Below are 22,196 nucleotides of genomic sequence, written 5' to 3'. Positions count from 1 at the left end.
CATGCCTGTCACTGCTCGCGAATGCTAGTTGTCGAGGAGGGCGTCTTCCTCTTCGGCGTCGGTCGTCCCGCGCCGGGCTTTGCGCACAGCAGCTCGTCGATCCTGCCTCAGGACGGCTTCGCTGCCCGCGTTCAGTCCGCGATGTTCTTGCCGGGCGGCGTAGACGATGCCAAAGGCAGCGATGAGGATGAACACGTACCACTGCAGCGCGTAGGAAAGGTGAGGGCCTTCGTCGCGCTCCGGGGGCTCGGGGAGCACTCCGGTTGCGGCGTCGGGGGTTTCTCGGATGAGCATGCCGTACGCCCCGGTGTAGGCCTCGTCGAATCCTCCCACTCGAGCGAGTTCGGGCAGGTTGATACTGGCGACCGTGCTGCCATGGGAGAGGCGACCTACGACCTGCGGTTCGCTCGCACGGAGTCGTACGTCGACCTCAACCAATCCGGCAGGAGGTGGCGGGACGCGATCGAGCCAGGCATCACCCGCATTCGCTTCGTTGCCGTTGACCGGCACCCAACCGCGATCGACGATGAACACGGGCCCCTGCTCGGTGCGCAGAGCTTGGAGAAGTTGGGAACCGACCCCCTCTGGGCCGGGACGGTTGCGTGCGAGGAAGGGTTCGCCGAAGTACTCACCCCGAACGGTGGCGGTCTGCCATTTCAGTGCGTTCTCGTCGAAGCTCGTGGGGTCGGGCACGGCCTCCTCGAGCGGGATTGCCGGGGCGTCGTAGTTCTGGTCGATGCGGGCGATCTCCGCTCGAGCGTCTGCTCGCCGGTCGAACTGCCAGTCGGCGAGCCAGACGCAGACGATGCAGAAGAGAATGAGGAGGACGTAGTAGCCGAGCCACCGGCGCGAGCGCAGGAACGACCAACCCGGTTGCGTTTGGGGCGACTCATAAGGATAGTCCTCTCCGGCGAGGGAGGGGCCTTGCTCGGAAGTGACGGTCTGTGTTGTCATACTGCGCAAAACGTGGTCAGCGCACCGTGGTCGATGCGGAGCGTGAGGGCGGTAAACATCATGCCGGTCATCCTTTCCCTGAACCGCCCGAAGCTGGGCGGCAGCTGCTATGGCTGCGAGGTGAAGCCTTCGAGTGCGAGTTTCCCGACCGCCGTACCGCTCTCGATGAGACGATGGGCTTGAGCGAGGGTGGCGGCGTTGATCGCGCCGATCGTGCTGGTCAGTGTGCTGCGGATCTTCCCGGCGTCGGCGAGCTCGCCAACCTGCCGGAGGATCTCGCTCTGCTCAGCAAAATCGAGAGTCTGCAGTCGGGAGCGCATGAACACATCTTCGGGGTGCAATGAGATGCACTTCACTTGGAACGCCGGAACGTCGAGTTCGGGTCGGTCGGTGTATCCGAATCGGCCCTGCGGGGCGAGCAGCTCGACGATGTCCTTCTGCCGCTCCTCCGACCCTGCGGTGGAGAGCACGAAACCCGGATCTCCGAGGCCGAGCTCGGCCACCTGTGGGGCGAGCGGTCGGCGATGGTCGAGAACGTGGTGGGCGCCGAGGTTCGCGCACCACGCCTTCGTGACGGCGCGCGAGGCGGTGGCGATGACGGTGAGGTTGGTGAGGGCGCGCAGCAGTTGGATCGCCATCGAGCCGACCCCGCCTCCCCCGCCGATGATGACGACGGCGGATGCCGCGCCCGGGACGGGGCGCGGCACCTCGAGTCGGTCGAAGAGCAGCTCCCACGCGGTGAGTGCCGCCAGCGGCAGCACCGCCGTTTCCACATCGCTCAGCGAGGCGGGTGCGTGGGCGGCGAGGTGCGCGTCGATGAGCTGGTACTCGGCGTTGCTCCCCGGTCGGTCGATCGCTCCTGCGTAAAAGACGCGATCGTCGATCGCGAAGTGCTCGAGCAGCGGTTCGTCCTCCACGGAATCGCCGAGTCCAACGATCGTGCCGACGGCGTCGTAGCCGAGGATCCGAGGTGGGCCGCTGCGGGGCTGCTCAGTTGCACGGATGGTGCAGTCCACCGGGTTCACGGAGACGGCATGCACCTTGACGAGCAGATCATGCTCTCCGGGTGCCGGCTGGGGCAGCTCGACGTCGACGAGAGCGCCATCATCGTCGATGGCGCCAGCGCGGGTGTATCCGACGGCTTTCAAGTCCTTTCCTTTCTGTTTCAGGTAGCTGAGGGGTGTGAGGTCATCTGCGCGCTCAGCGGCGCACGGCGTCTGGTCGTGGTTGCTTGATGAGCGCGCCCGCGATCAGGAACACGCTGCCGGCGATCGGCTGTGCGAGGATCCAGAAGATGCCACTGAACCCGAAGGGGTAGACGGGGTTCCAGAGCACGGCGATCGCGAGCAAGACGGGCACCCACCACCAGTGGCGGGCCTGCACCGCGAACCAGGTGACGATGAGCGCGAGAATCGCGATGATGCAGCGGAAGACGGTGAACCAGTCGGTGCCGACGAAGGCGACGCCGACGATGAGCACGGCGAGTGCGATGAATCCTGGGAGCAGCGCGTTGCGCTGGTAGGACGGGGTCTGCTGCTTCTGGTTCATGGCTGCGTCTTCTCTGCGGGGGCTGTGACGGGATCGGGGGTCGGCGGTTCGGCGTCGTCGCCTATGGCTGGCTCGACGGCGGCTGGTGTGCGGGAGGCGGCGTGGAGCCGCCAAGCACCGAGGGCATAGAGCACGACGCCGGCCCCGATCGCGACGTCGGCGATGTTGCCGATGAACAGCTGCCCGTAGGCGAGGAAATCGGTGACCGCACCGCTGCCGAATCCCGGCGGGGCGAAGATGCGGTCGGCGAGGTTGCCGAGGGCACCGCCAAGGATCAGACCGATCGACGCGGCATAGATGCGGTACTTCGTGCGGAGGGCGGCCCGGATAAGGAGCACGGAGGCGACGATGCCGAGCAGCGTGATGAAGGGGGTGAGCTGGGCACCGATCGAGAACGCGGCCCCGGTGTTGAAGGCGAGCTGCAGCCCGAAGAGGTCGCCGAGCACGGGGATGCGGTTCTCCGTGTCGAGGAAGTGCAAGGCGAGTTGTTTGCTGATCACGTCGGCAGCGAGGGTGAGGGCGGCGATGGCGCAGCTGTAGATGAACAGCAGCCGGCGGGAGGGACGGCGGCCCCAGGGCTGCGTTCGAGGCCGGGTGTGTTCATCGGCTGGTGGGTCGTGCGGAAGTTCGTGGGTCATGATGCTTTCGTTGGGGGTTCGGCTGCTGCGCCGCCCTTTGCGGAGGCAGGCGCGGGCGGGAGGGAGGTCGTGCGGCTCCGTCGCTCGAGCAGGCCCAGTGTGAGGAGCCCGCCGAGCGCGGCGATGGGGATGAGCAGGGTGAGGGTCGGGCCGACGATGACGGCCGGGGTGAGCCCGGTGCGCAGCGGCACGGTGGTGACGGCGGCCGCGGGTGTGTCGGCGGGGGCTCCGTCGATGATGGTGCCGTCAGGGGCGATGACTTGGCTGGTGCCCACGGTCGACACGTTCACGACGGCACGACCGGTTTCGATGGCGCGCATGCGGGCGAACTCGAGCTGCTGCAGATTCTCGTCCGTGCCTCGGAAGTCCGCGTTGTTGGTTTGGAAGGCGTAGAACTGTGCTCCTCCGCGCGCCCCGTCCCAGATCACCGAGTCGTAGATGACGTCGAAGCAGATGGCGAGCCCGACCTGGATGCCGTCGACGGAGACGAGCGGCGGGTTCGTGCCCGGCGTGTATTCGCGCTGGATGAGGCCGACGAGGTCGGGCACGATGCGTTCGTAGAACCACCGGTCGGGCACATACTCGCCGAACGGCACCGGGTTGGCCTTGTCGTGCAGTTGTTCGGCGCCCCCGCCCTCCCAGAGCAGCGAGGTGTTGTAGATGTGCTCGCCCCGAGCGGTCGCCGCGTTCATGAGGAGCGGGGCATCGGTGTCAGCGACGACAGCGTCGAGGGTGCGGGCGGTGGCCGGGGTGTTCAGCGGATCGGAGTCGACGCCGCCCTCGGGCCAGACGAGTAGATCCATCGCTTCGTCGAGGATGGGGTCGCTCGCTGCGCGTTGGGCGGCGAGCACATCGCCGGGGCTGCGCGGGTCGAAGTAGCCGGCGGGCCCGTCGCCCTGCACCCAGCCGACGCGGAGGCTGCCCGCCTCGCTCGTGGGGAAGGCCGGCATGAGCAGGAGGGCGAAGATCACCGCTGCGGGGAGCAGCCCGGTGCGCGTCCGGGGCCGGATGGCCCAGTCGACGACGGTGGCGCAGAGCCAGACGATGAGGAAGGTGAGGCCGGTGACGCCGACCCAGGAGGCGGCTTCGGCGAAGGGGCCGCCCGCCTGGGACATGCCGATTCTGCCCCAGGGGAATCCGCTGTAGGGCCAGGTGCCGAGGAGGAGTTCGCGTGCGGCCCAGAGCGCCGCGATGAGCACCGGGAAGAGCAGCGTGCGGGTGGCGCGATGCCGGAGGGCCGCGCCCCAGCGGTAGGCGAGGGCGATCGGGATCGCGCCGAGGGCGAAGAGCAGCGATTCGAGCCCGGCGAGCGCGACCCACGGGATCGGGCCGAGGAACTGCACGACCCACATGAGATGCGTGAAGTAGAACGCGGCACCGTAGGCGAAGCCAACGAGGAACGCACCCCCGACGCTGCGGCCCACGAGCGCCCAAATGCCGCCGGCGATGCTCAGGAAGGCGAGCGGCCACCAGCCGACGCTCGGGAAGGCGACGTCGAGCAGTAGGCCCGAGAGGGCTGCGACCGGGATCGCCGCGCCCCATGGCAGGCCGCACGCGGCCGGAGTGCTGCGCGACGACGGCGCCGCGTGCGGTGCCGCTGCGTGGGGCGCGGCGGGGTCGTCGCGTGCCGGTCGTGTCTCCGTGGTCGTCACCGCATCCTCCTTCCTGGTGCTCGCATCTTGGGCGTGGCCTTGGGGCGGCTCAGCTGACGCCGGAGTAGGCGTGCAGGCCCTGGAAGTAGAGGTTGACGATGGTGAAGTTGAAGATCACCGTGGCGAAGCCGATGAGCGACAGCCAGGCCGACTTCGTCCCCCGCCAGCCGCGGGTGGCGCGGGCGTGGATGTAGCCCGCGTAGATCACCCAGATCACGAACGTCCAGACCTCTTTCACATCGAAGCCCCAGTAGCGACCCCAGGACTCGTTCGCCCAGATCGCCCCGGCGATGAGGGTGAACGTCCAGAAGATGAAGCCGAGGATCGCGAAGCGGTAGGCGAGCGTCTCGAGCACATCGGCCTTCGGGAGCGTGCGCAGGTAGCCACGGTCGGGGGCCACCTCGTCGCCGCCGGCGGCCTTGATCCGTTCGCGGCGTGCCTGCAACAGCTGCATCACCGAGAGGCCTGCCGCGATCGCGAGCAGCGCGGTGGCGAGTGAGGCGACGAAGACATGGATGATGAGCCAGATGCTCTTGAGCGGATCCATTAGCGGGGTCACTTCGACGTAGAAGGAGATCGTCGAGCCGCCGAGGAAGAACACCACCATGCCGACGATGAAGACGCCGAGGAATCGGAGGTCGTACCAGCGCAGGGCGATGAGGTAGACGGCGACGATCAGCAGGGTGCCGATGAGGGCGAACTCGTACATGTTCGCCCACGGCACCCGTTCGGCCGCGATCCCGCGCGTGACGGTGGCGGCCAGATGGAGGGCGAAGCCGAGCGCGGTGAACGCGATGCCCAGCCGTGCGAAGTAGCGCCGTGACCGCTCGGCGCCGGGCACGCGAAGGCTCCCCTCCCCTGCCCCATTCTCCGCTGCGGGCGTGGGGCCGCCGGCGGCTCCGACGAGCACGGCCTCTCGTTGCTTGACCGGTGCAGCCGAGGCACGCTGCGAGAGGTCGTAGGCGAAGGCGAGGAACGCGAGGACGTAGATCGTGATCGCCGACCAGACGGCGAGCACGGAGAACTCGTCGAGCGCGGCCTGCAGTTGCAGATCCATGGTTACTCCTTGCTCTCCGCGATCGCCGCGTCGAGGGCGTCGGTGATGTCGGTGACGGTCTGGGGTTGCAGCAGCTCACCGTTCAGGAAGAACGTCGGGGTGCCGCGCACGCCGAGCGACATGCCGGCGTTGTGGTCTTCTTCGACCCTCGCCTGGGTCGCAGGATCGGCGACGGCCGCATCGAAGGCGGCCATGTCAAGCCCGAGCTCCTCGGCGTAGCTGCGGATCTTGTCGGCCTGGGAGGTCTGCTGCTCCGCCCATTCGGACTGCGATTCGAAGAGCTTCTGGTACATCTCCTCGAACTTGCCCTGCTGTGACGCGGCCTCCACCGCGATGGCGGCGTTCATGGAGTTCGTGTGGTTGGTGATGAAGTAGCGGGCGACATAGGTGATCTGCCCGTCGTACTGTTTGCGGATCTCCTCGATCACCGGGTAGACGGCGCCGCAGGCTTCGCATTCGAAGTCGAGGAACTCGACGAGCACGGGTGCGCCCTCGCCGGCGTCGTCGAGGACGTGCGAGTTCTCCTGCACGAGCGGCACTTCGCTCTGCGTGGGGGTTCCGCCGCCCGTTCCGCCGCTGTTCGACGCCTCGCCGGGCGCCTGGACTTCGGGCCGGTTGAGCACCGAGATGAGGATCAGGATGAGCGCGATGAGCAGCACGGCGGGAATGGCGATGAGCGCCGCCTTCTGCGAGGTGCTCAGTTTCTTGGTCGGTTTCTGCACGGTGTGCGGGGGCCAGTTCATGGGGTTCCCTTCTTGAAAAGCGGTGACGGTAGTTGCTCGGCGATGGCCGAGAGGTGGCTGGTGCGGAACTGTTCGACGGCGCGCTCGAGGCCTGGATCCTCACCGCGGGCGAGGCCGGCGTACTCGATCTTGACCTTGCGGCCGCCGACGACTGGTCGGGTGAGGGTGGCTTTCACCCAGAGCCGGCGGCGCGGTATGAGCAGGCCGGTGATGAGGCCGACCGTGGCGAGGATGGAGAAGATGAGCACCCAGGTGGCGCCGGTGTCGCGCTGGATCTGCAGGGAGACGAAGCGCTTGATCGGCTCCTCAGCGCCTTCGGTGACGGTGAGATCCTCGAAGGTGATGGTGCCCATCCCGTTCGGGAGGTCAGCGGTGTCGCCTGGGGTGAGCTCGATCGAGTCGATACCGGTGTCGCCGCCGGTGATCTGGGTCATCGACTCGGTGTCGAGCTGGTACACCGAGCGCGGGGTGCCGTCGTCGATGCCGAGGTCTCCTGTGAACACGTTGAACGTCATCATCGGGTTGTAGAGGTCGGGGAACACCGAGTAGTAGGCGCCGGTGTCCAGCGTGCTCTGCGTCGGGTATAGGAAGCCGATGAGCCCCACCTGCTCGGGGAGCCCGTCGGGGACTTTGATGACGCCGAGCGAGGTCATTGCGGAGTCCTGCGGGAGGAACGGCTGGGGCTCCTGGTAGACGACGTCGCCGGCGGCGTTGCGGATCGTGATCATCGGCGCGTAGCCGTTGCCGAGGAGGTAGATGCGGTCGCCGTTCACCTCGATCGGTGAGTTCACCCGCACCGTCTCGGCCCGGCTGTCGTCGTCGCCGGGCTCGCGGATGGAGAGGTGTGCGGCGAAGTTGCCCGCCTGCCCTGCGCCGGGCAGCCCCGGATCGACGTACTCGACGTCGAATCCGTCGAGGCTCAGCGCGTAGGGGGTGAGCGAGCTCCGGTCGAAGTTCCGGCCTGGCGAGAATGAGGAGTAGGCGCTCTCGCTGTTCACGAAGGTGGTGCCTTGCACGATGACTCGGTCGCCGGTGTAGTTGAGGCCGGTGCTCAGGAGCACGGTGACGAGGATCCCGACGAGTGCGGAGTGGAAGACGAGGTTGCCGGTTTCGCGCAGGTAGCCGCGTTCAGCGGAGACCGACCAGGAGCTCGGGGGGTCGTAGCGTGCGGTGCGGTATCCGCGACGGCGCAGCTCGCTCTCGGCGATCGCGACGGCTTGGGCGACGTCGGCCTCGGAGGTGCGGCCTGCGACGATCTGCAGTTCACTCGAGGAATAGCCGACCATGCGCTGCAGCCGCGCCGGGGTCTTCGGCGCCGGCGCACGGAGCGCTTTCGCATGATGCTTGATCCTCGGGATGATGCAGCCGATGAGGGAGACGAACAGCAGCAGGTAGATGGCCGAGAACCAGGCCGAGCTGTAGACGTCGAACAACTGCAGCGTGTCGATGGTGGGGGCGAGCTCGGGGTTGTCATCGAAGTACTTGACGACGCCGTTGGGGTCGGCCTGGCGCTGTGGGAAGAGCGAACCGGGGATCGCAGCGATCGCCATGAGCAGGAGCAGGATGAGGGCAGTGCGCATGCTCGTTAGCTGCCGCCATGCCCAGCGCAGCCAGCCCCGCCAGCCGAGCCCGACCTCGCCTCCGCCGCGTTCGGTGGAGTCGACGTGATCGCTCGGGCGTGCAGGGAGGGTGTCGTTGTCAGAGCGGGAGTTGGACATTCGCCATCACCCCCTGCAGGGAGGACATGAGGCGTGTCCAGAGCCCGCTCACCATGAGCAGGCCGAGCAGTACGAGTACGACGCCGCCGGCGATGTTGATGGTGCGGATGTGGCGGCGCAGGAACGACATCGAGCGGGTCGCCCAGCCGAGCCCGAGGGCGAGCAGCAGGAACGGGATGCCGAGGCCGAGCGAGTAGGCGACGCCGAGCAGCCCCGCACGGATGGGATCGCCGAGGTTCCACGAGACGGAGATGATCGCGGCGAGGGTCGGCCCGATGCACGGCGTCCAGCCGATGCCAAGGGCGAGGCCGAGTAGCGGGGCTCCGGCGAGTCCCAGGCGTGCTCGGAAGTGGGGGCGGACGGTGCGCTGCATCTTGCGGAAGACGCCGACGAAGGCGAGGCCCATGACGATCACCACGACGCCGAGGATGCGGGTGGCGATGTCGGCGTAGGAGATGAAGACCTGGCCGAAGACGCCGCCGAGCACGGTGACAGTGACGAACACGACGGAGAACCCGGCGATGAACAGGAGCACACCGAGGAGCAGGCGGCGCCGCTGTGCCGTGGTGCTGCCTGCGGGTGCGGTGCTCTGTTCGACGGGGGCGACGGCGGAGCTGAGGTAGCCGAAGTAGCCGGGTACGAGTGGGAGCACGCACGGGGAGGCAAAGGAGACGAAGCCGGCGAGAGCGGCGATGAGCACCCCGGCCCAGAGTGCGCCGTCGAAGACGAGATCGCTCGGGCTCATGAGGTCTCCGCGAGTGCGTCGGCGACGAGCGTGTCGAGGATGGAGGCCGATTCGAGTTGCCCGATGATGCGGGCCGTGACCCGCCCCTCACGGTCGAGCACGAGCGTGGTGGGGGTGGCTTGGATCGGGGTGACGCCGGCGAAGGCCTGCTTGACGCGGCCGTCGTTCACGTCGATCACGCTGGGGTAGGTGATGCCGTTCTCTTCGGCGAAGGCGACGGCGGTTGCGGGCTGGTCGTAGATGTTGATGCCGAGGAATCCGACGCCCTCGTCCTGGTAGTTCTGCCAGACCTCTTCGAGCATGGGGGCTTCGATGATGCAGGGGCCGCAGGCGGCGTACCAGAAGTTGACGACGTACACCTGCCCGGCGTAGTCGTCGCTTGACACGGGGTCACCGTATTCGGTGGTGCCGCTGAAGCTCACGGCGGCGCCGCGCTCGTCGACGGGGATCTCGACGATGCGGCCGTCGGAGGTGCCGCTTCGTTCGCTGCCCTGCTGGTACTGTTCCGACATCGGCTCGGCGGCGGTGCAGCCGATCAGCCCGGTGCTGATCGCGGCGGTCGCCACGAGTGCGGTCATCAGCAGGTACGTCGGTCTGGACGTCCTCAAGTTCTCGGTTCTCCTCAATCCTCAACGCGCGGTCGCGGGCACGGCGGACGTGCCGACCCGTTCCTGCCCCAGGGGCAGCGTGAGGAGCGCTTAGATGCGCAGGAGACTGAGGTGGTGCAGGCCGAAGCGATGCCGGCCGCGATGGTCGAAGACGGCAGCTGCGGCGATCGGGGCGAGCTGGGGTCGCTGGCGCTGGAAGCGCAGCTGTCGGCAGCGGAGCAGGAACACGATCAGCGTCGCCAAGGCGAAGCCGCAGAGGATCCCGAGCAGGCAGGTGACGACGCCGATCACGATGCCGTCGCTGGCGGCGGCCTCCCCCGCTGTGTCGACGAGGTGCCCGACGGCGACGTCGACGGAGGCGGCAGCGACCGTGCTCGAGGCGGCCGCTGGCGTGGACAGGCCGACGTCATCGGCATGTGAGACACCCCACAGGCCCACGACGGTGACGATTGCGGCGAGGAGCAGCGTTGCGGCTCTCATCGTGAATCGTCGCCGCGTTGTGCGGGCGCTGCGGGAAACTGGGAACACACCCCGATTGTAACGAGCGGGTGCTCGCTGATCATGGGAGTGGACTGACTCGCACGCCATGCTGCGGCCTATTGGAGGGCGATGAGCAGGCTGAGCACACCCATCGCGAACGTGTAGGGGGCGAGCGTCATTTTCTCGTACTTGCTCTTGGAGAGCAGGCTGAGGATCACGCTGAACCCGAGGTGCGCGACGATGAGCCACATCACCCAGAAGCTGAACTCCTCGGGGAGCACGGCGATGGTGCCGCTGCGATCGAGGGCGATGAAGACGATGAAGGCGTAGCGGAGCACGGCGGAGATCGCTCCGAAGCGGAGGTTGAGCGGGAGGGTGGTGTGTTCTCTGCCCCAGGCGAACTTGCCGAGCGGCGCGCCGGCGGCCAGAGCGATCTGGAAGATGGCGAGCAGGCCGAGCATCCCGGTGAGCGCGAAGGCGAGGACGGTCGCCATCACTGCTCCTTTCCGAACTTCGAGGCGAGGTAGGCGTTGTAGGCGTCCAGCTCGGCATCCTCCTGCGCTTCGCGGCGTTTCGCTTGCCGCAGATCGCTGGTGCGCCACTTGGATATGGTGACGATGAGCACGATGATCAGCGGCAGCTCTCCGTACGACCAGATCAGGCCGCCGGCGATGGCCTGATCGAGGGCGCGGCTGATCCCCCAGGCGTCGGGGCCGGCGGCGTACCAGCGGAACATGGGCTCGGTGCTGCGCAGTAGCACGAGTCCGAAGATCGCGTGGATCTGGATTTCGAGGAGCACGTCGACGATGCGCACGACGAACGAGGGGGCGCGCGGCAGGGGGTCGAGTGACCACAGCGGGGCGGCACCGATCGTGCCGAAGACGAGGAACAGGGTGAGCAGGATGAGATGCCCGGACGGGAGCTCGAGGAACCAGCTCACGGTGTCGGTGAAGTAGAGGGTGGGGAAGGCGAGCACGGCGATGATGATCACGGTGGCCGGATGCAGGAGCACCTGGGCGGTGCGCGAGCGGTAAGCGCCGAGGGCCAGGCGCAGCACGGGGCGCCCGACCCCGCTGCGCGGGGTAGCGCGCAGCAGCAGCCGGCCCGGGGATCCCATGAGCAGGAACGGGGGCACGACGACCATGAGCGTGATCTGTTGGAAGAGCAGCACGGCGACGAGCTCCTCGGCGTAGGCGTTCGCGGGCAGGCCGGTTGCCGCGAACCAGACGACGCAGCCGAGCGTGAACAGGAGCGTCGAACCGATACCCCAGCGTTTGCCGCGCACCCACAGTGAGATCGCTCCCGCGAGGTAGAGGGCGAGACAGACGATGGCGAGCCAGGCGAGCGGCGACACGCTGAGCAGATCGAACTGGAAGAGGTCGCCGAGCTCGAGGCTGGCCTTCGCGGGGTACACGGGCAGGGGATGTCCTTACTGACGCCGACGATCGCTCGCCGGGGAGGGGCTACTTCGAGTTCGCAGCGATGAAGGGCAGCGGGTCGACGGGTTCGTCTTCGACGCGCATCACCAGGTGCAGGTGATTGCCGAAGGACATACCAGTGGTGCCTACGAGCCCGGCTTGCTCGCCGCCCTTGACGGTTTGCCCGACCTGCCAGGAGTGGGAGTTCTCCTGCATGTGGCAGTACCGGCTGAACACGTTCTGCCCGCCGACCTGGTGCTGGACTTGCAGTGAGAAGCCGCAGCCGTCGGAGGCCCACCCCGCCTCGGTGATCACGCCGTCGCCGACGATGCGGATCGGGGTGCCGCCGGCGGCGGCCATGTCCTGCGCGTCGTGGAAGCCTGCGACCGGTGCGGAGCGGTACCCGAAACCATCGGTGAGTGGCACTTCCTGGGCGAAGGGGTATTGCAGTTTCGTGTCAGCGAGGCCGCTGACGGTGACGGCCCCGCCGCTGAGTCCGATCTCGGGGGCGATGGTGACCGGGGAGATCTGGATCTCGTCAATGAGCGAGGGGGTATCGGTGGCATCCCCGGTGACGAAGGCTTGCTGTCGGTTCACGAGGGCGGGGCTGTCGGCGAGTGCGGCGGTGGTTGCCGGGAAGACGGCGCCGGCGACGAGCACGGTGACGCTGGCGAGCGCCGAGCTGCCGACGATGAAGCTGCGCAGTCGCGGACGGCGTCGCGCCGGGCTCTCCTCGGCAGTTGCCCCGCCACCTGGGGCAGTCGCGGCGCCGGTGGAGGGATCAGCGGGGGGTGGTGCCGAAGCCTGGGGTCGCGGCGCCGCTGGCGCGGCAGCGGCTGCATGCTTGGATCGGCGGGGCTGCGCCGGGGATTCGGCCGGGCTCTCGTCGAAGTCGGTGGGCTCGACCCAGGTGCTCCGCCTGGGCCCTGCCGACTGCTCGGCGTGCCGGCGCCGCCTCAAAAGACGACTCCGAGGACGAAGAACGAGGCGATGGCGGCGACGATGCTCGCGAGCACGGTGCCGAAGATGAAGAGGAAGTGCTTGGCTTTGACCGGTGAATCTGTGGAGTTCAAACTGCTATCTCCTGATCGGGGGCGCTCGTGCGCCCGTGTGAGGTTCGAGAAGGCGCGGTGCCGAACGGCTTTGTGCCGATGGCAGCGCTCACACGGGGGCCGGGGAAGCTCTCAGAGAGACTGCGGCGCCTTGTCGAGGCGCGCGTAGCTTCGCGGGCTATCCGTGTGCGGGGTTCCCGGTACCGATCAGGTGCGAGAGATCGAGTGGAGCAGCAGCAGTGGCTGCTGGCGCGCGGGGGCGCGGGGCAGGGTGACCGCCCAGTCGCGGAGCCTGCCGAGCCGCTGCTGCAGCCAGGGTCGCCGGGTGAAGAGGACGAACAGCATGAGGGTGGCGAGCATGCTCAGCATGCAGATCGCGAGAAGATCGAGGTGCCAGCTCTGCACGCTGCCGTGGGCGGCGTGCTCGCCCCCTTCGACGATCGTGTCGCCCGGGGCTGCCGAGGCGGTGGTGCTGCTCGCCGAGCTCTCCGCAATCGCGGGGACGCTGGCGAGTTCGGCGCTGTGCGCCCGCAGCCCGACCAGGCCGAGGATGACGAAGGCGCCGACCCAGACGAGGGTGAGGAGCGCACGCCGAGACAGCGGTCGTCGCGCCGTCGAGCGTGCACCCATCACTTCGTCACCTCCATAGTTATGTAACAATTTAGCATCGAAACCCTGGGGGGAGCCAGGGTCTGCTACTTCGCGAGCGTGCTTTCGGGCGTGTCGACCGGCGTCGGCGTCGCGGTCGGCGACAGGGCCTGGGGTCTCGCACTTGCTGGTCGGCGCGCGGCCCGGATGCCGTTGAGAATCACGAGCACCTCGGCCAGCTCGTGCACGAGGACGACCCCGGCGAGGCCGAGCACGCCGAAGAGCGCCAGGGGGAAGAGCACGACGATGATCGCCAGGGCGAGGCCGATGTTCCACGTCATGATGCGGCGGCCGCGGCGTGCATGCGCGAGGGCTTGCGGGATGAAGCGCAGATCGTGGCCGGTGAAGGCGACGTCGGCGGATTCGATGGCGGCGGCCGAGCCCTTCACGCCCATCGCGATGCCGACGGTTGCCGTCGCGAGCGCGGGGGCGTCGTTGATGCCGTCGCCGACCATCGCCGTCGGCGACGCAGCTACGAGTGCGCCGATGGCGCTCGCCTTGTCTGCGGGGAGCTGCTCGGCGCGAACGTCTTGGATGCCGGCCTCGGCCGCCAGTGCGCGGGCGGTGCGCTCGTTGTCACCGGTGAGCATGATGGTGGTGATGCCCAGGTCTCGCATCATGCGGATCGTCTCGGCCGACTCCGCGCGCAACTCGTCGCGGATCCCGATGAGGCCCGCGAGGTGCCCGTCGGCCTCGACCACCACGACCGTCATGCCGCGTTCGGCCAGCTGTTCGGCGGTCGCCCGGTGCTCGCCGGGGTCGAGCCAGCGAGTGTTGCCGACGCGGATGCGGCGGCCGTCGACGACGCCGGTGATGCCGTGGCCGGCTTCCTCCCCGACGTCTTGCCCGGGTTTCGCGTTCGGGGCTGCGGCGACGATGGCGGCTGCGAGCGGGTGGGTGCTCGAGGCTTCGAGCGCGGCGGCGAAGTCGAGCACCTCGTGTTCGGTGTAGCCGTAGCTGGCGACCTCGACGACCTGGGGCTCGTTGCGGGTGAGGGTGCCGGTCTTGTCGAGGGCGACGGTGCGGATCGTGCCGAGCTGTTCGAAGGCCTGCCCGGACTTGATGACGACGCCGTACTTCGACGCGGAGCCGATCGCACTGATCACCGTCACCGGGACGGCGATCGCGAGCGCGCACGGGGAGGCGGCGACGAGGACGACGAGGGCGCGCTCGATCCAGGTGGTCGGATCTCCCACGATGAAGCCGAAGACGACCACGAGCGCGGCGATGATGAGCACGGTCGGTACGAGCGGCCGGGCGATCCGATCGGCGAGCCTGGCGCGCTCCCCCTTGCGGGCGTGCGCCTGTTCGACGAGGGCGACGATCTGGGTGAGCGAGTTGTCGCGGCCGTCGGCGGTGGCTTCGATCCGCAGGGTGCCGGAGCCGTTGATCGCTCCGGCCGGGACGGTGTCGCCCGGGCGCACCGCCACGGGGATGGACTCGCCGGTGACGGCGGAGGTGTCGATGCTCGAGGCACCGTCGACGACGATGCCGTCGGTGGCGACCCGCTCCCCCGCCCCGATGATGAAGATGTCGAGCTCGCGCAGTTCCGAGACGAGGATCGTCTCCTCGCCGCGCAGACGGGAGATGCGCGCGGTGTCGGGGATGAGCGAGAGCAGGGCGCGCAGGCCTTCCTTGGCGCGATCCATGGCCCGGTCTTCGAGCGCCTCAGCGAGGGAGAAGAGGAAGGCGAGTGCGGCCGCTTCACCGACGTGCCCGAGGGCGACGGCACCGACTGCGGCGATCGTCATGAGCAGGCCCACACCGACGCGCCCGCGGATCAGGCGTCGCACGGTGCCGGGGACGAAGGTGTAGGCGCCGGCGAGCAGGGCGATCCACTGCAGCACGAGTGCGGGGATCTCCCCGCCGCCCCACTCGAATAGGTAGCCGATCGCGAGAGCGATGCCGGAGAGGGCGGAGGGCAGCAGCGCGGGGTCGCGCCACCATGGAGGCCGCACCGCATGCTCGGCTTCGCCTTGTTGCGCCTTCGTGAACACTGGGGGAAGTTCGGGACCGCAGCACGCATCGCCGTCGAGCACGGGGTTGACGGGCTGCGCGGCGGGCTTGGGCGTAATCGTCTTCGGCTCGTCGGGGCCGCAGCACTCCTCGCTCATCGGCTCGCCCCCTCGATGATCGGCTTGGCTTCGGCCTTCGCGTCGCAGCCGGGCGTGGTGCACTCGGGGTCGAGGCAAACTTCGTCTTCGTCGACGGCGAGGGTGACGTCGACGAGGGCGGTGAGGGCGACCGCAAGGTGGGGGTCGGCGATCTCGTAGCGGGTCTGGCGGCCTTCGGGTTCGGCGACGACGATGCCACATCCGCGCAGGCAGGCGAGGTGATTGGAGACGTTGGTGCGGGTGAGTTCGAGTTCGCGCGAGAGCACGGCTGGGTAGCTCGGGGCGTCGAGGAGGGCGAGCAGGATGCGCGATCGGGTCGGGTCGGCCATGGCTCGGCCGAGGCGGTTCATCGCGTCGATTCGGGAAACAACAGTCAGCATACAGTGACTATACATTCAATCCTGACCAATTGTGTTCAGATGAGCAGCCGCCATGCGAGCTGGGCTCCAACGAATGGAGCAGTACCTGACGCCGCTCCACTTCGCCTTGATCGCCTTTCGCGCGCTCGCGGAACCTCTCCCCTGGCTGAGATTGCGGAGAAGAGAGATTCAACGAGCTCGCAGATGAAGCGAGGTAGCGCTGTCCGGGGATCATGCGGCTCGGGCGCGGCTCATGTGAAAGGCTAGTGCCGTTCTTCAAATTCGATGCCGGGATCCACAGGGTGGTCTGCACGACAAACACGATCGAGTCGATCAAGGCTCCCTATCGGAGATCCGTCAGCGCCAGGGGCCACTTGCCGAGCGAAACCACCACGATCAGGTGCCTGTACATTTCATAACGCGCCCACTTGACCCGACAAGTGCCCTCAGAGCACGCAGCGCGATGAGGTGGAAGCCGCGCTGAACGCGTTCCCGGTCACCTTCGCCGGAAGGTTCGAAAGAACTCCTGGACAACGGAGACCGCCGGACCCCGCGCACCCCTTCTCAGACAGGCCACCTGTAAGATCAGCGACCAATTCGAGGCACTCAGGATTCGCGAGGTTGCGTTGCATGGCGGCGAGGAAGGCAACTCTTGCATAGAAGCCCTCTTGCGCAACGCCCCGCACAAGGTCCTTGAGTCGGCGCTCGTATTGCGGAGCAAGCGTATCGATGAGCTGTTGCCCCGCTGTGGTGATGCACAAGAAGAGCGATCGGCGATCGCTCAGGTCGGTACCGTAGAAGAGGAAGCCTACGGTGACGAGTCCGTCAGTCAGGATGGTGGTGGTCGCTCAGGTGGCACCGATACGGTCTGCGATGCGAGCGGGTGTCGATCCGAGTGTCTCAGCCACGACAAGGAGGATCACCAAGGACCCTTCTGAGCGTCCGCGCTCGTTCAAGATGACGGCACAAGTGGTGTCGATCATGCGGGCGGTTGCAAGCCGTCCGAGAACGAGATCAACGACCCCTCCTCCCCCGGTTTGTTCGCGGAGTAGTTGGCGCTTCTCCTCCAGCGCCCAACTCATAAGAAGCCATACGATCAGGAGCCCTTCCACCACGGATGCAAGAGGTGTGGGCGAGCTGGTGGGCCTCGTGAGAGGACATGCGGGAGCGACTCGGGGCTGCGCTGCGGGCTGGCTGTGCGGGGCTCTGGGTGTGGGCGCTGCGAGAGGTCATGCGTGGGGCGGTCGGTGGGTGCTGGATTCGGGTGGCGGGCTGCGTCAGAGGGCTGCCGATGCGCTGAGCGCGGCGAGAGGGGTCTCCCGGGGTCCGGCCGCCGCGCGGGGCGGCTCTGCTCCGGCGCGCGCCCACCGTCTCCCGGTTCCCCGTGATGGGGTCGGCTCAGAATCCGAGGGTGCGGTCCTCGGGGCTGCCGTGGTCGTGGGGGCGGCGGGTCGGGGTGGGGTGAGCTCCCCCGCCGGGATGCTGCGGGGCTTGCATCGGTGGCGCGTGCGTGGCGGGAGTGCCGGGCGGCGGCATCTCGCGCATGCGCTGCCGAAGATGCTCTGCGGGGTCGGTGTCGTGCAACGGGTGGACGATGTTGCGGAGGATGCGTTGCAGGGCGTCGGGCTCGAGACGGAACGCGGCGATGGTTGCATCGATGAGGACGGGTGCAGGGACTTGCGTCCAGTCGATCTGGTATCCGGCGCGCGCCGCAATGTGTTGCAGGTAGAGGCGGCTCGTGCGTCCGTTGCCCTCGAGGTGGGGGTGGATCATGAGCAACCCAGTGAAGGTCTGAGTGAGGGCATCCAAGAATTCGCCGCGCGGCACACGCTGGAAGCGTGTAGGGTCGCCGAGGTTGTCGTGCACGAGAGCGAGGAGCCGATCGATGTCTTCCGGATCCGCGAAGCGGCTGTCACCTTTGAGGGTCGTGACGATTCTCGGGCCGCCAGCCCATTCGTAGACGTCTTGGAACAGCCAGCGGTGCAGTGCGTGATAGTGGCCGGGGGTGAAGGTCTGGTCGACGTGGGCGGGGTCGTGGATGAGTTGGGCGGCGCGGATGGTGGTGAGGCGGCGTTCGATGCGTTCGAGTTCGTCGGGGTCGTGGATCTCTCGCCCGCCGGTGGTCGTGTCGTGGAGGATGTTGCGCAGGCACTCTTCGTACTGGCCGGGCCACCAGTAGTCGCCCCAGTTCTCGAACAGGGTCACCGCGTGCCGCCCGGTTCAGCGGTGCGCGGGGGCGTCCTGCTCGTGCATGAGCGTGTACGCGGTGCGAGGGTCGAGTTCTCCGGTGGCGACGCGTTCGAGGACGTCCATCTCCGTTGCGGTGACGTGCTGTCCTTCGACGGCCCAGGACGCGCGGATGTTCGCCAGCTCTGCCCGCTGCGTGGCGGTGAGCGCGATGCGCGTGGTGGTGGCCATGATCAACTCCTCGGTATCTATTCTACTGTTCGGCACTGACACTGGGAAGGTGCGCCGGGGTTCTCCGCCGATGTACGGTCAGTCCGTGGTGCGGATTGGGGTGCCCGGTTCGATGGCGTCGAGCGCGCCTGCGGTTGTTTCGAGGAGTGCGTCGACGTCGCCCGGTGACTCCCAGCGGGGGCAGTCGTCTGGGTCGGGCGTGATGCAGACGGGAAGGGTGTCGGTAGCGAGGATGCGGCCGTCTCGGGTCCAGGCGATATCGATGGGGAAGCTCATGCCTGCCATCCGCACTCGCTGCGGGCCCGCAGGGTCGAAAGGGAAGAGCATCCCGGTTCCGGGTTCGAGGCTCGCGTGCCCGGCAAGGCCGGTGCGCTGCTGCTCTGTCGTCTCCGCGAGCTCAACGGTGAGCTCGAGATCACCGTCGATCTCAAGGCGAGCCTGGTTCAAGGATGAGGCCGTACAGCCGGTGGTGACCATCACGACCCCGCAGATGACGGTGGCGGCGAGGAGCGCGGCCGGGAGGGTTTGCGGGCGAAGGCGGGCTGGGCGGGGCGAGAGGTGCATGTGCGGATCTCCTTGGGGTTGTGTGGGGAGGTGTCCTCGTCCCGCCACCGTCGCTTATTCGGTGATGTCGTGCTCGACCCATTCCTTGGTGCCGGAGCGGATGTGGCGTCCGGCGCGGTAGGTGTGGGTTTCGGCCCATAAGTCGTCGTGGAGGCCTTCTTCCTCGATGCGGACTTCATCTGGGATCAGGCGGGAGAGGATGCGGGCGAAGGTCGCGAGCCCCTCGATCTGGTAGGAGTGGTGGTAGCAGCCCAGGCGGATATCTCCCAGGGTGCCGCTGTCGTCGACCCAGACGCTGATATCGGGGTCGGGCAGGTCGAACGCTTCTGCGAGCCGGCGCAGTTGCGCGGTGATGCGTTCGGCCTCGGTGTTGCTTTCGGGCAGTCGGTCGACGGTGATGATGGTGCCCATGCTCACGGGTGTGTTCCTTTCGCGGGCGCGTGGTGGGGTGGTGGGGTTATCGTGCGGCGGGGCAGTCGTGCAGGCGGGCTTGTTCGGTGATCCAGGCGGCAACGATGGCGGGGTCGGTGTCGATGGTGAGGCCGGAGCAGATCGTCTCGCAGCCGCCGTCGATGTCGAGCCACCAGTCGAGGGGGCCGTTGTCGGGGTCGGGGTCGACGCCTGCGGTATCGGCCGGGTCGCCGGGGTCGGTGCCGCGGGTGCCGAGTTCGATGTGGAGGGCGAAGGTTCCGCCCATGTCCGCTTCGAGTTCTACGGGGAACGGGAGGAGGGCGGCGACGGCGATGGTGTGCGCGTCGACGCGGGCGATGTTGTCTTCGTGGTCGGTGGTCGTGGTCATGATTCCTCCTGGGGTTCGGTGGTGAGGGCGGTGTGGGAGAGGTCGAAGCCTTGCCAGGGGCTGCGGCCGGGAACGTGGCGGGTGCCGTACGGTTGGCGTTCGGTGATGACCGGGGCGCCGGGCAGCTGCCACTCGGCGGGATAGTGCTCGTCGATCCATGCCCGGTACTTCTTCGTCGGCCGGTTCTGGTCGTCGGTCTTCGCGATGCTGGCGGGGATGACGGGGAGGGTCCGCCAACCGGGCCAGGCGTGGTCGTGCCAGGCCTCGACGATGGTGGCTTCGTTGCCGTCGAGGTGCCAGCGGCACGGCGCACAAATCCCGCGCGTGAGGAGTCCGCCCACGCAGGAGCAGTCCTCGCGGTAGTGGGTGCAGCGCAGGTCGACGTCGAAGATACGCAGTTCGTGCCCGACGGTGGCGGTGTTAGCCTCAGCGGTCGTGTAGCCGGGATGCCACATGTGGGAGCGTTGCAGGCATCCGAAGTTCCCGTGCTCGAACACCCATCGCTCGAACGCGGCGGTGAGGTCATCGGGTGCGTAGTAGTCGGTAGTGAAGTGCAGGGGCGCGCCTTCCCAGGCGGGAGCCTGCTGCACGTCGGCCTCATGGATCATCGCGTCGAGGTCAAAGACGAGTTGCCCGCCGGGAGCTGTCCGGGCGTTCATGTTGCCGCCCCGGTCTGGGTGAGCGCGTGCCGGGCGGCGGCTTCCAGCATCGACAGCAGTTCCGAGGTGCCGGTCAGGTCTCGGATCGTCTCGACGTCATAGCGGAGCATCGTGTCTCTCGCGATCTGCGCGGCTCGCTCTTCCCGCACGGCGGCATCGGCGAGGTGGGTGAGGTAGGCGCGGATGCCGTCTTCGATGAACGCGGCGAGCTGCTCGTAGTCTTCGATGATCGGTTCGTACGCGCCGGTGTCGGGGCTGGGGTGGTCGGCGAGGTCTGCGGTCTCGGCGACCTGCCGGGCTATGGCGGTGATGCTGGTCATGGCTGCTCCTGGAACAGGTGGTCGAACAGGGTGGTCGGGGCGTTGTGGAAGTGGTCGGCGAGGTAGGTCTTCACATCGCCCCAGAGGTCGTGCCGGTCGCTGTCGTATTCGCGTTCGCACGCCCAGGTGAGGTCGGTGAGGAACTCCTGCTGGCGTGCGGGGGTGGAGAACTTCTCGTCGTAGAAGCCGTGCCGGTTGTAGTGGGCGATGAATCCGAAGTAGCCGTGGTTGTGGAGGCCTTCGTAGAGCGCCTGGGTGAACTGGTGTTCGGGGTATCCGGCGTCGATGAAGCGGATCAGGGCGTTCACGAAGCTGGCCTTCTTCTCGGGTGTGCCGGTGGGCCAGCCGGAGTCGGTGAACTGTTCCGGCTGGTAGCGGGCGGTCATCGTGCCGCCTCCGCACGACTCGCGGGGAGGATAGTGAAGTCGAACGGCATCGTGGTGGTGCTGTAGATGTCGTAGCCTTCGCTGCCTTCGGCGGACTCCCAGTGGTCGATGCTCAGTTCCCCGTCGAGGTAGAGGACAGTGACAAACAGGCCGAGTTCGCTGTAGCTCCAGGTGCGGCGCACATCGTCGCTCCCGTCCGGGGAGGGGTCAGTGGGTGCGTCGCACCAGGCCTCGATCAGCCTCTGGGCGTCGTCGTGGGCGAGGAGCCAGCCGTCAGCGAAGATGTGGTCGTCGACGTCGGCGTCGAGGGTGACAGGTTTGGGGAGCGGGTATCCGCTGATGGTGATCTGCATGGTCAGTTGTCCTCCTGTTCGGCTTCGTCGGCGGCGATGAGATCGGGTACAGAGACGGTGAGCGGGTTGACGGGCTCCCACTGCTCGGTGGCGGGGGTGAACTGGCCGAGTTCGATGCGCGGCGCGCCGTCGATGGTGTAGAAGAACAGCTGCCCGTACTCGACGCCGTCGATGCGGAGGTAGAGGTTGCCGCCGTACGAGCCGAGGTCGCCGTCGTCGAAGAATCCGACGCCGGTCTGCTCGGAAGTGTCGCCCAGGTCGAGGTCGGTGGGGCGTCCGCCGTGGTCGATGGTGAGTCGCATGAGAGGGTTCCCTTCGGAGGGGGTTAGAGGGCGGTCCACGCGCCGGTGGCGGGGTCGCGGTACTGGATGGTGACGGCTCCGGCGTTTGGGGTGCCGTAGCAGTCGAGGGGCTGGAACTCGGCCTCGCCGACGTAGGCTTCGGCGTCGCTGTCGTCGAGGAAGCGGCCGTGGTAGTAGACGTAGCCGTCGTCGTCGAGTATCCGGAACGGCTCCCCCTCCCCCGCGGTCAAGCGGGTAAGGATGCTGGGGCGTGCGGTGCGGGGGCCTTGGACGCCTGCGCCGTAGCCGTCTTCGTGCTTGCCGGTGATGAAGTCGCGGGTGATGAGGAACGCCATTGGGGGTCTCCTGTTCAGCGGGTGGTGGACTTGAGGGCGAGGATGCGGTCGGGGCGCAGGCCTGCCCAGTGGTCGATGAGCTTTCCGGTGTCGTCGGTGACGGTGACGATGGGGGCGCTCTGGTAGCCGTGCTCGGTGATGAGGTCACGGATCGGGCCGGTCTCGGGCAGTGGGGTGCTGTCGTGGGGGATGCCGGAGTGGGTGAGGAACTGCTCGGTTCGCTCGCAGTTCACACAGTCCGGGAGGGTGTGGATCGTGACGGTGAGGTTCATGGTGGGCTCCTGTGTTCCTTTCACTGCTTCTCGGATTCGAGGGGGCGGGGGTGA

29 protein-coding genes and 1 pseudogene are annotated in these 22,196 nt (G+C 67.6%); 1 reads left to right on the top strand and 29 read right to left on the bottom strand.

All coding sequences use genetic code 11. From position 1 onward, the window contains the following. Positions 1-24: 24 nt before the first annotated feature. From F8O05_RS12635 to cmtR, 17 genes are all read right to left on the bottom strand, one after another. Positions 25-954 carry an SURF1 family cytochrome oxidase biogenesis protein gene (locus F8O05_RS12635; RefSeq protein ID WP_158053110.1) on the bottom strand — a complete coding sequence of 310 codons (930 nt, stop codon included), beginning with the start codon at positions 952-954 and terminating at the stop codon, positions 25-27. A 107-nt stretch (positions 955-1,061) separates the two neighbouring features. After that, positions 1,062-2,102, bottom strand: coding sequence for a zinc-binding alcohol dehydrogenase family protein (locus F8O05_RS12630; protein WP_158053109.1), 1,041 nt, complete (start codon positions 2,100-2,102; stop codon positions 1,062-1,064). Between the two features lie 52 nt (positions 2,103-2,154). Then, positions 2,155-2,502 (bottom strand): DUF6804 family protein, encoded by a 348-nt coding sequence (locus tag F8O05_RS12625; protein ID WP_158053108.1) that lies wholly within the window; start codon positions 2,500-2,502, stop codon positions 2,155-2,157. Further along, a complete protein-coding gene (locus tag F8O05_RS12620) occupies positions 2,499-3,140 on the bottom strand; it encodes a signal peptidase II (RefSeq protein WP_158053107.1) in 642 nt (213 codons plus the stop codon). The genes F8O05_RS12625 and F8O05_RS12620 overlap by 4 nt, the downstream gene beginning before the upstream one ends. Further along, positions 3,137-4,792 (bottom strand): apolipoprotein N-acyltransferase, encoded by a 1,656-nt coding sequence (lnt, locus tag F8O05_RS12615; RefSeq protein ID WP_192497186.1) that lies wholly within the window; start codon positions 4,790-4,792, stop codon positions 3,137-3,139. Before lnt ends, F8O05_RS12620 begins: the two co-directional genes overlap by 4 nt. Before the next feature lie 49 nt (positions 4,793-4,841). Further along, the gene (ccsB, locus tag F8O05_RS12610) at positions 4,842-5,849 is read right to left on the bottom strand and encodes a c-type cytochrome biogenesis protein CcsB (protein ID WP_158053106.1); all 1,008 of its coding nucleotides are present in this window, start codon (positions 5,847-5,849) and stop codon (positions 4,842-4,844) included. A gap of 2 nt (positions 5,850-5,851) precedes the next feature. Beyond that, positions 5,852-6,592 carry a DsbA family protein gene (locus F8O05_RS12605; protein ID WP_192497185.1) on the bottom strand — a complete coding sequence of 247 codons (741 nt, stop codon included), beginning with the start codon at positions 6,590-6,592 and terminating at the stop codon, positions 5,852-5,854. Then, positions 6,589-8,310 (bottom strand): cytochrome c biogenesis protein ResB, encoded by a 1,722-nt coding sequence (gene resB / locus F8O05_RS12600; protein WP_158053105.1) that lies wholly within the window; start codon positions 8,308-8,310, stop codon positions 6,589-6,591. Before resB ends, F8O05_RS12605 begins: the two co-directional genes overlap by 4 nt. Beyond that, positions 8,291-9,055: a cytochrome c biogenesis CcdA family protein gene (locus tag F8O05_RS12595; protein WP_158053104.1), complete on the bottom strand. Its 765-nt coding sequence runs from the start codon at positions 9,053-9,055 to the stop codon at positions 8,291-8,293. The genes resB and F8O05_RS12595 overlap by 20 nt, the downstream gene beginning before the upstream one ends. After that, positions 9,052-9,633 carry a TlpA family protein disulfide reductase gene (locus F8O05_RS12590; protein ID WP_158053169.1) on the bottom strand — a complete coding sequence of 194 codons (582 nt, stop codon included), beginning with the start codon at positions 9,631-9,633 and terminating at the stop codon, positions 9,052-9,054. Before F8O05_RS12590 ends, F8O05_RS12595 begins: the two co-directional genes overlap by 4 nt. 120 nt (positions 9,634-9,753) lie before the next feature. Beyond that, positions 9,754-10,191 (bottom strand): hypothetical protein, encoded by a 438-nt coding sequence (locus F8O05_RS12585; RefSeq protein WP_225735906.1) that lies wholly within the window; start codon positions 10,189-10,191, stop codon positions 9,754-9,756. Positions 10,192-10,259: 68 nt separating this feature from the next. Beyond that, complete coding sequence (locus tag F8O05_RS12580) at positions 10,260-10,637, bottom strand: hypothetical protein (RefSeq protein ID WP_158053103.1); 378 nt, start codon at positions 10,635-10,637, stop codon at positions 10,260-10,262. Further along, on the bottom strand, positions 10,637-11,557 hold the full coding sequence (locus tag F8O05_RS12575; protein WP_158053102.1) for a cytochrome c oxidase assembly protein: 921 nt from the start codon (positions 11,555-11,557) through the stop codon (positions 10,637-10,639). The genes F8O05_RS12580 and F8O05_RS12575 overlap by 1 nt, the downstream gene beginning before the upstream one ends. Before the next feature lie 49 nt (positions 11,558-11,606). Next, positions 11,607-12,521, bottom strand: coding sequence for a M23 family metallopeptidase (locus F8O05_RS12570; protein ID WP_225735905.1), 915 nt, complete (start codon positions 12,519-12,521; stop codon positions 11,607-11,609). Positions 12,522-12,820: 299 nt separating this feature from the next. Further along, the gene (locus tag F8O05_RS12565; protein ID WP_158053101.1) at positions 12,821-13,243 is read right to left on the bottom strand and encodes a hypothetical protein; all 423 of its coding nucleotides are present in this window, start codon (positions 13,241-13,243) and stop codon (positions 12,821-12,823) included. Between the two features lie 65 nt (positions 13,244-13,308). Next, positions 13,309-15,375 (bottom strand): heavy metal translocating P-type ATPase, encoded by a 2,067-nt coding sequence (locus F8O05_RS12560; protein WP_404811376.1) that lies wholly within the window; start codon positions 15,373-15,375, stop codon positions 13,309-13,311. After that, complete coding sequence (cmtR, locus tag F8O05_RS12555) at positions 15,372-15,755, bottom strand: Cd(II)/Pb(II)-sensing metalloregulatory transcriptional regulator CmtR (RefSeq protein ID WP_158053100.1); 384 nt, start codon at positions 15,753-15,755, stop codon at positions 15,372-15,374. Before cmtR ends, F8O05_RS12560 begins: the two co-directional genes overlap by 4 nt. 197 nt (positions 15,756-15,952) lie before the next feature. Between cmtR and F8O05_RS15385 the strand changes: the two are divergent. Further along, positions 15,953-16,259: pseudogene (locus F8O05_RS15385) on the top strand (transposase); the annotation flags it as partial. A gap of 873 nt (positions 16,260-17,132) precedes the next feature. Here F8O05_RS15385 and F8O05_RS12545 read toward each other — a convergent pair. The 12 genes from F8O05_RS12545 to F8O05_RS12490 form a co-directional block, all read right to left on the bottom strand. Next, positions 17,133-17,939, bottom strand: a complete 807-nt coding sequence (locus tag F8O05_RS12545) for a Fic/DOC family protein (protein WP_158053098.1) — start codon at positions 17,937-17,939, stop codon at positions 17,133-17,135. A gap of 15 nt (positions 17,940-17,954) precedes the next feature. Continuing rightward, entirely contained in the window at positions 17,955-18,152 is a 198-nt protein-coding gene (locus tag F8O05_RS12540; protein WP_158053097.1) for a hypothetical protein, read from the bottom strand. A gap of 78 nt (positions 18,153-18,230) precedes the next feature. Continuing rightward, positions 18,231-18,716: a DUF192 domain-containing protein gene (locus tag F8O05_RS12535; protein WP_158053096.1), complete on the bottom strand. Its 486-nt coding sequence runs from the start codon at positions 18,714-18,716 to the stop codon at positions 18,231-18,233. 54 nt (positions 18,717-18,770) lie between these two features. After that, positions 18,771-19,127 carry a hypothetical protein gene (locus F8O05_RS12530; RefSeq protein WP_158053095.1) on the bottom strand — a complete coding sequence of 119 codons (357 nt, stop codon included), beginning with the start codon at positions 19,125-19,127 and terminating at the stop codon, positions 18,771-18,773. 46 nt (positions 19,128-19,173) lie between these two features. After that, the gene (locus F8O05_RS12525) at positions 19,174-19,515 is read right to left on the bottom strand and encodes a hypothetical protein (protein WP_158053094.1); all 342 of its coding nucleotides are present in this window, start codon (positions 19,513-19,515) and stop codon (positions 19,174-19,176) included. After that, the gene (locus tag F8O05_RS12520) at positions 19,512-20,174 is read right to left on the bottom strand and encodes a DUF6349 family protein (protein ID WP_158053093.1); all 663 of its coding nucleotides are present in this window, start codon (positions 20,172-20,174) and stop codon (positions 19,512-19,514) included. The genes F8O05_RS12525 and F8O05_RS12520 overlap by 4 nt, the downstream gene beginning before the upstream one ends. After that, positions 20,171-20,494 (bottom strand): hypothetical protein, encoded by a 324-nt coding sequence (locus F8O05_RS12515; protein WP_158053092.1) that lies wholly within the window; start codon positions 20,492-20,494, stop codon positions 20,171-20,173. The genes F8O05_RS12520 and F8O05_RS12515 overlap by 4 nt, the downstream gene beginning before the upstream one ends. Beyond that, positions 20,491-20,880, bottom strand: a complete 390-nt coding sequence (locus tag F8O05_RS12510; protein WP_158053091.1) for a hypothetical protein — start codon at positions 20,878-20,880, stop codon at positions 20,491-20,493. The genes F8O05_RS12515 and F8O05_RS12510 overlap by 4 nt, the downstream gene beginning before the upstream one ends. Next, entirely contained in the window at positions 20,877-21,233 is a 357-nt protein-coding gene (locus tag F8O05_RS12505) for a hypothetical protein (protein WP_158053090.1), read from the bottom strand. The genes F8O05_RS12510 and F8O05_RS12505 overlap by 4 nt, the downstream gene beginning before the upstream one ends. Positions 21,234-21,235: 2 nt before the next feature. Further along, positions 21,236-21,535, bottom strand: coding sequence for a hypothetical protein (locus F8O05_RS12500; protein WP_158053089.1), 300 nt, complete (start codon positions 21,533-21,535; stop codon positions 21,236-21,238). Between the two features lie 23 nt (positions 21,536-21,558). Further along, positions 21,559-21,870, bottom strand: a complete 312-nt coding sequence (locus F8O05_RS12495; RefSeq protein ID WP_158053088.1) for a hypothetical protein — start codon at positions 21,868-21,870, stop codon at positions 21,559-21,561. A gap of 14 nt (positions 21,871-21,884) precedes the next feature. Beyond that, positions 21,885-22,142, bottom strand: coding sequence for a thioredoxin domain-containing protein (locus F8O05_RS12490; protein ID WP_026935715.1), 258 nt, complete (start codon positions 22,140-22,142; stop codon positions 21,885-21,887). Positions 22,143-22,196: the final 54 nt, after the last annotated feature.

Source organism: Gulosibacter chungangensis, from assembly GCF_008831155.1.
GTDB lineage: Bacteria > Actinomycetota > Actinomycetes > Actinomycetales > Microbacteriaceae > Gulosibacter > Gulosibacter chungangensis.
The sequence above is the reverse complement of the archived record's forward strand: the minus strand, read 5'-3'. Positions and strand labels throughout refer to the sequence as shown.

Bases quoted from the DNA above. Each gene is read 5' to 3' on its own strand.
- F8O05_RS12635 (WP_158053110.1), bottom strand. From the start codon at position 954: ATGACAACACAGACCGTCACTTCCGAGCAAGGCCCCTCCCTCGCCGGA.
- F8O05_RS12625 (WP_158053108.1), bottom strand. From the start codon at position 2,502: ATGAACCAGAAGCAGCAGACCCCGTCCTACCAGCGCAACGCGCTGCTC.
- F8O05_RS12620 (WP_158053107.1), bottom strand. From the start codon at position 3,140: ATGACCCACGAACTTCCGCACGACCCACCAGCCGATGAACACACCCGG.
- ccsB (WP_158053106.1), bottom strand. From the start codon at position 5,849: ATGGATCTGCAACTGCAGGCCGCGCTCGACGAGTTCTCCGTGCTCGCC.
- F8O05_RS12605 (WP_192497185.1), bottom strand. From the start codon at position 6,592: ATGAACTGGCCCCCGCACACCGTGCAGAAACCGACCAAGAAACTGAGC.
- resB (WP_158053105.1), bottom strand. From the start codon at position 8,310: ATGTCCAACTCCCGCTCTGACAACGACACCCTCCCTGCACGCCCGAGC.
- F8O05_RS12595 (WP_158053104.1), bottom strand. From the start codon at position 9,055: ATGAGCCCGAGCGATCTCGTCTTCGACGGCGCACTCTGGGCCGGGGTG.
- F8O05_RS12590 (WP_158053169.1), bottom strand. From the start codon at position 9,633: ATGACCGCACTCGTGGCGACCGCCGCGATCAGCACCGGGCTGATCGGC.
- F8O05_RS12580 (WP_158053103.1), bottom strand. From the start codon at position 10,637: ATGGCGACCGTCCTCGCCTTCGCGCTCACCGGGATGCTCGGCCTGCTC.
- F8O05_RS12565 (WP_158053101.1), bottom strand. From the start codon at position 13,243: ATGGGTGCACGCTCGACGGCGCGACGACCGCTGTCTCGGCGTGCGCTC.
- F8O05_RS12560 (WP_404811376.1), bottom strand. From the start codon at position 15,375: ATGAGCGAGGAGTGCTGCGGCCCCGACGAGCCGAAGACGATTACGCCC.
- cmtR (WP_158053100.1), bottom strand. From the start codon at position 15,755: ATGCTGACTGTTGTTTCCCGAATCGACGCGATGAACCGCCTCGGCCGA.
- F8O05_RS12540 (WP_158053097.1), bottom strand. From the start codon at position 18,152: ATGGCCACCACCACGCGCATCGCGCTCACCGCCACGCAGCGGGCAGAG.
- F8O05_RS12535 (WP_158053096.1), bottom strand. From the start codon at position 18,716: ATGCACCTCTCGCCCCGCCCAGCCCGCCTTCGCCCGCAAACCCTCCCG.
- F8O05_RS12530 (WP_158053095.1), bottom strand. From the start codon at position 19,127: ATGGGCACCATCATCACCGTCGACCGACTGCCCGAAAGCAACACCGAG.
- F8O05_RS12525 (WP_158053094.1), bottom strand. From the start codon at position 19,515: ATGACCACGACCACCGACCACGAAGACAACATCGCCCGCGTCGACGCG.
- F8O05_RS12520 (WP_158053093.1), bottom strand. From the start codon at position 20,174: ATGAACGCCCGGACAGCTCCCGGCGGGCAACTCGTCTTTGACCTCGAC.
- F8O05_RS12515 (WP_158053092.1), bottom strand. From the start codon at position 20,494: ATGACCAGCATCACCGCCATAGCCCGGCAGGTCGCCGAGACCGCAGAC.
- F8O05_RS12510 (WP_158053091.1), bottom strand. From the start codon at position 20,880: ATGACCGCCCGCTACCAGCCGGAACAGTTCACCGACTCCGGCTGGCCC.
- F8O05_RS12505 (WP_158053090.1), bottom strand. From the start codon at position 21,233: ATGCAGATCACCATCAGCGGATACCCGCTCCCCAAACCTGTCACCCTC.
- F8O05_RS12500 (WP_158053089.1), bottom strand. From the start codon at position 21,535: ATGCGACTCACCATCGACCACGGCGGACGCCCCACCGACCTCGACCTG.
- F8O05_RS12495 (WP_158053088.1), bottom strand. From the start codon at position 21,870: ATGGCGTTCCTCATCACCCGCGACTTCATCACCGGCAAGCACGAAGAC.
- F8O05_RS12490 (WP_026935715.1), bottom strand. From the start codon at position 22,142: ATGAACCTCACCGTCACGATCCACACCCTCCCGGACTGTGTGAACTGC.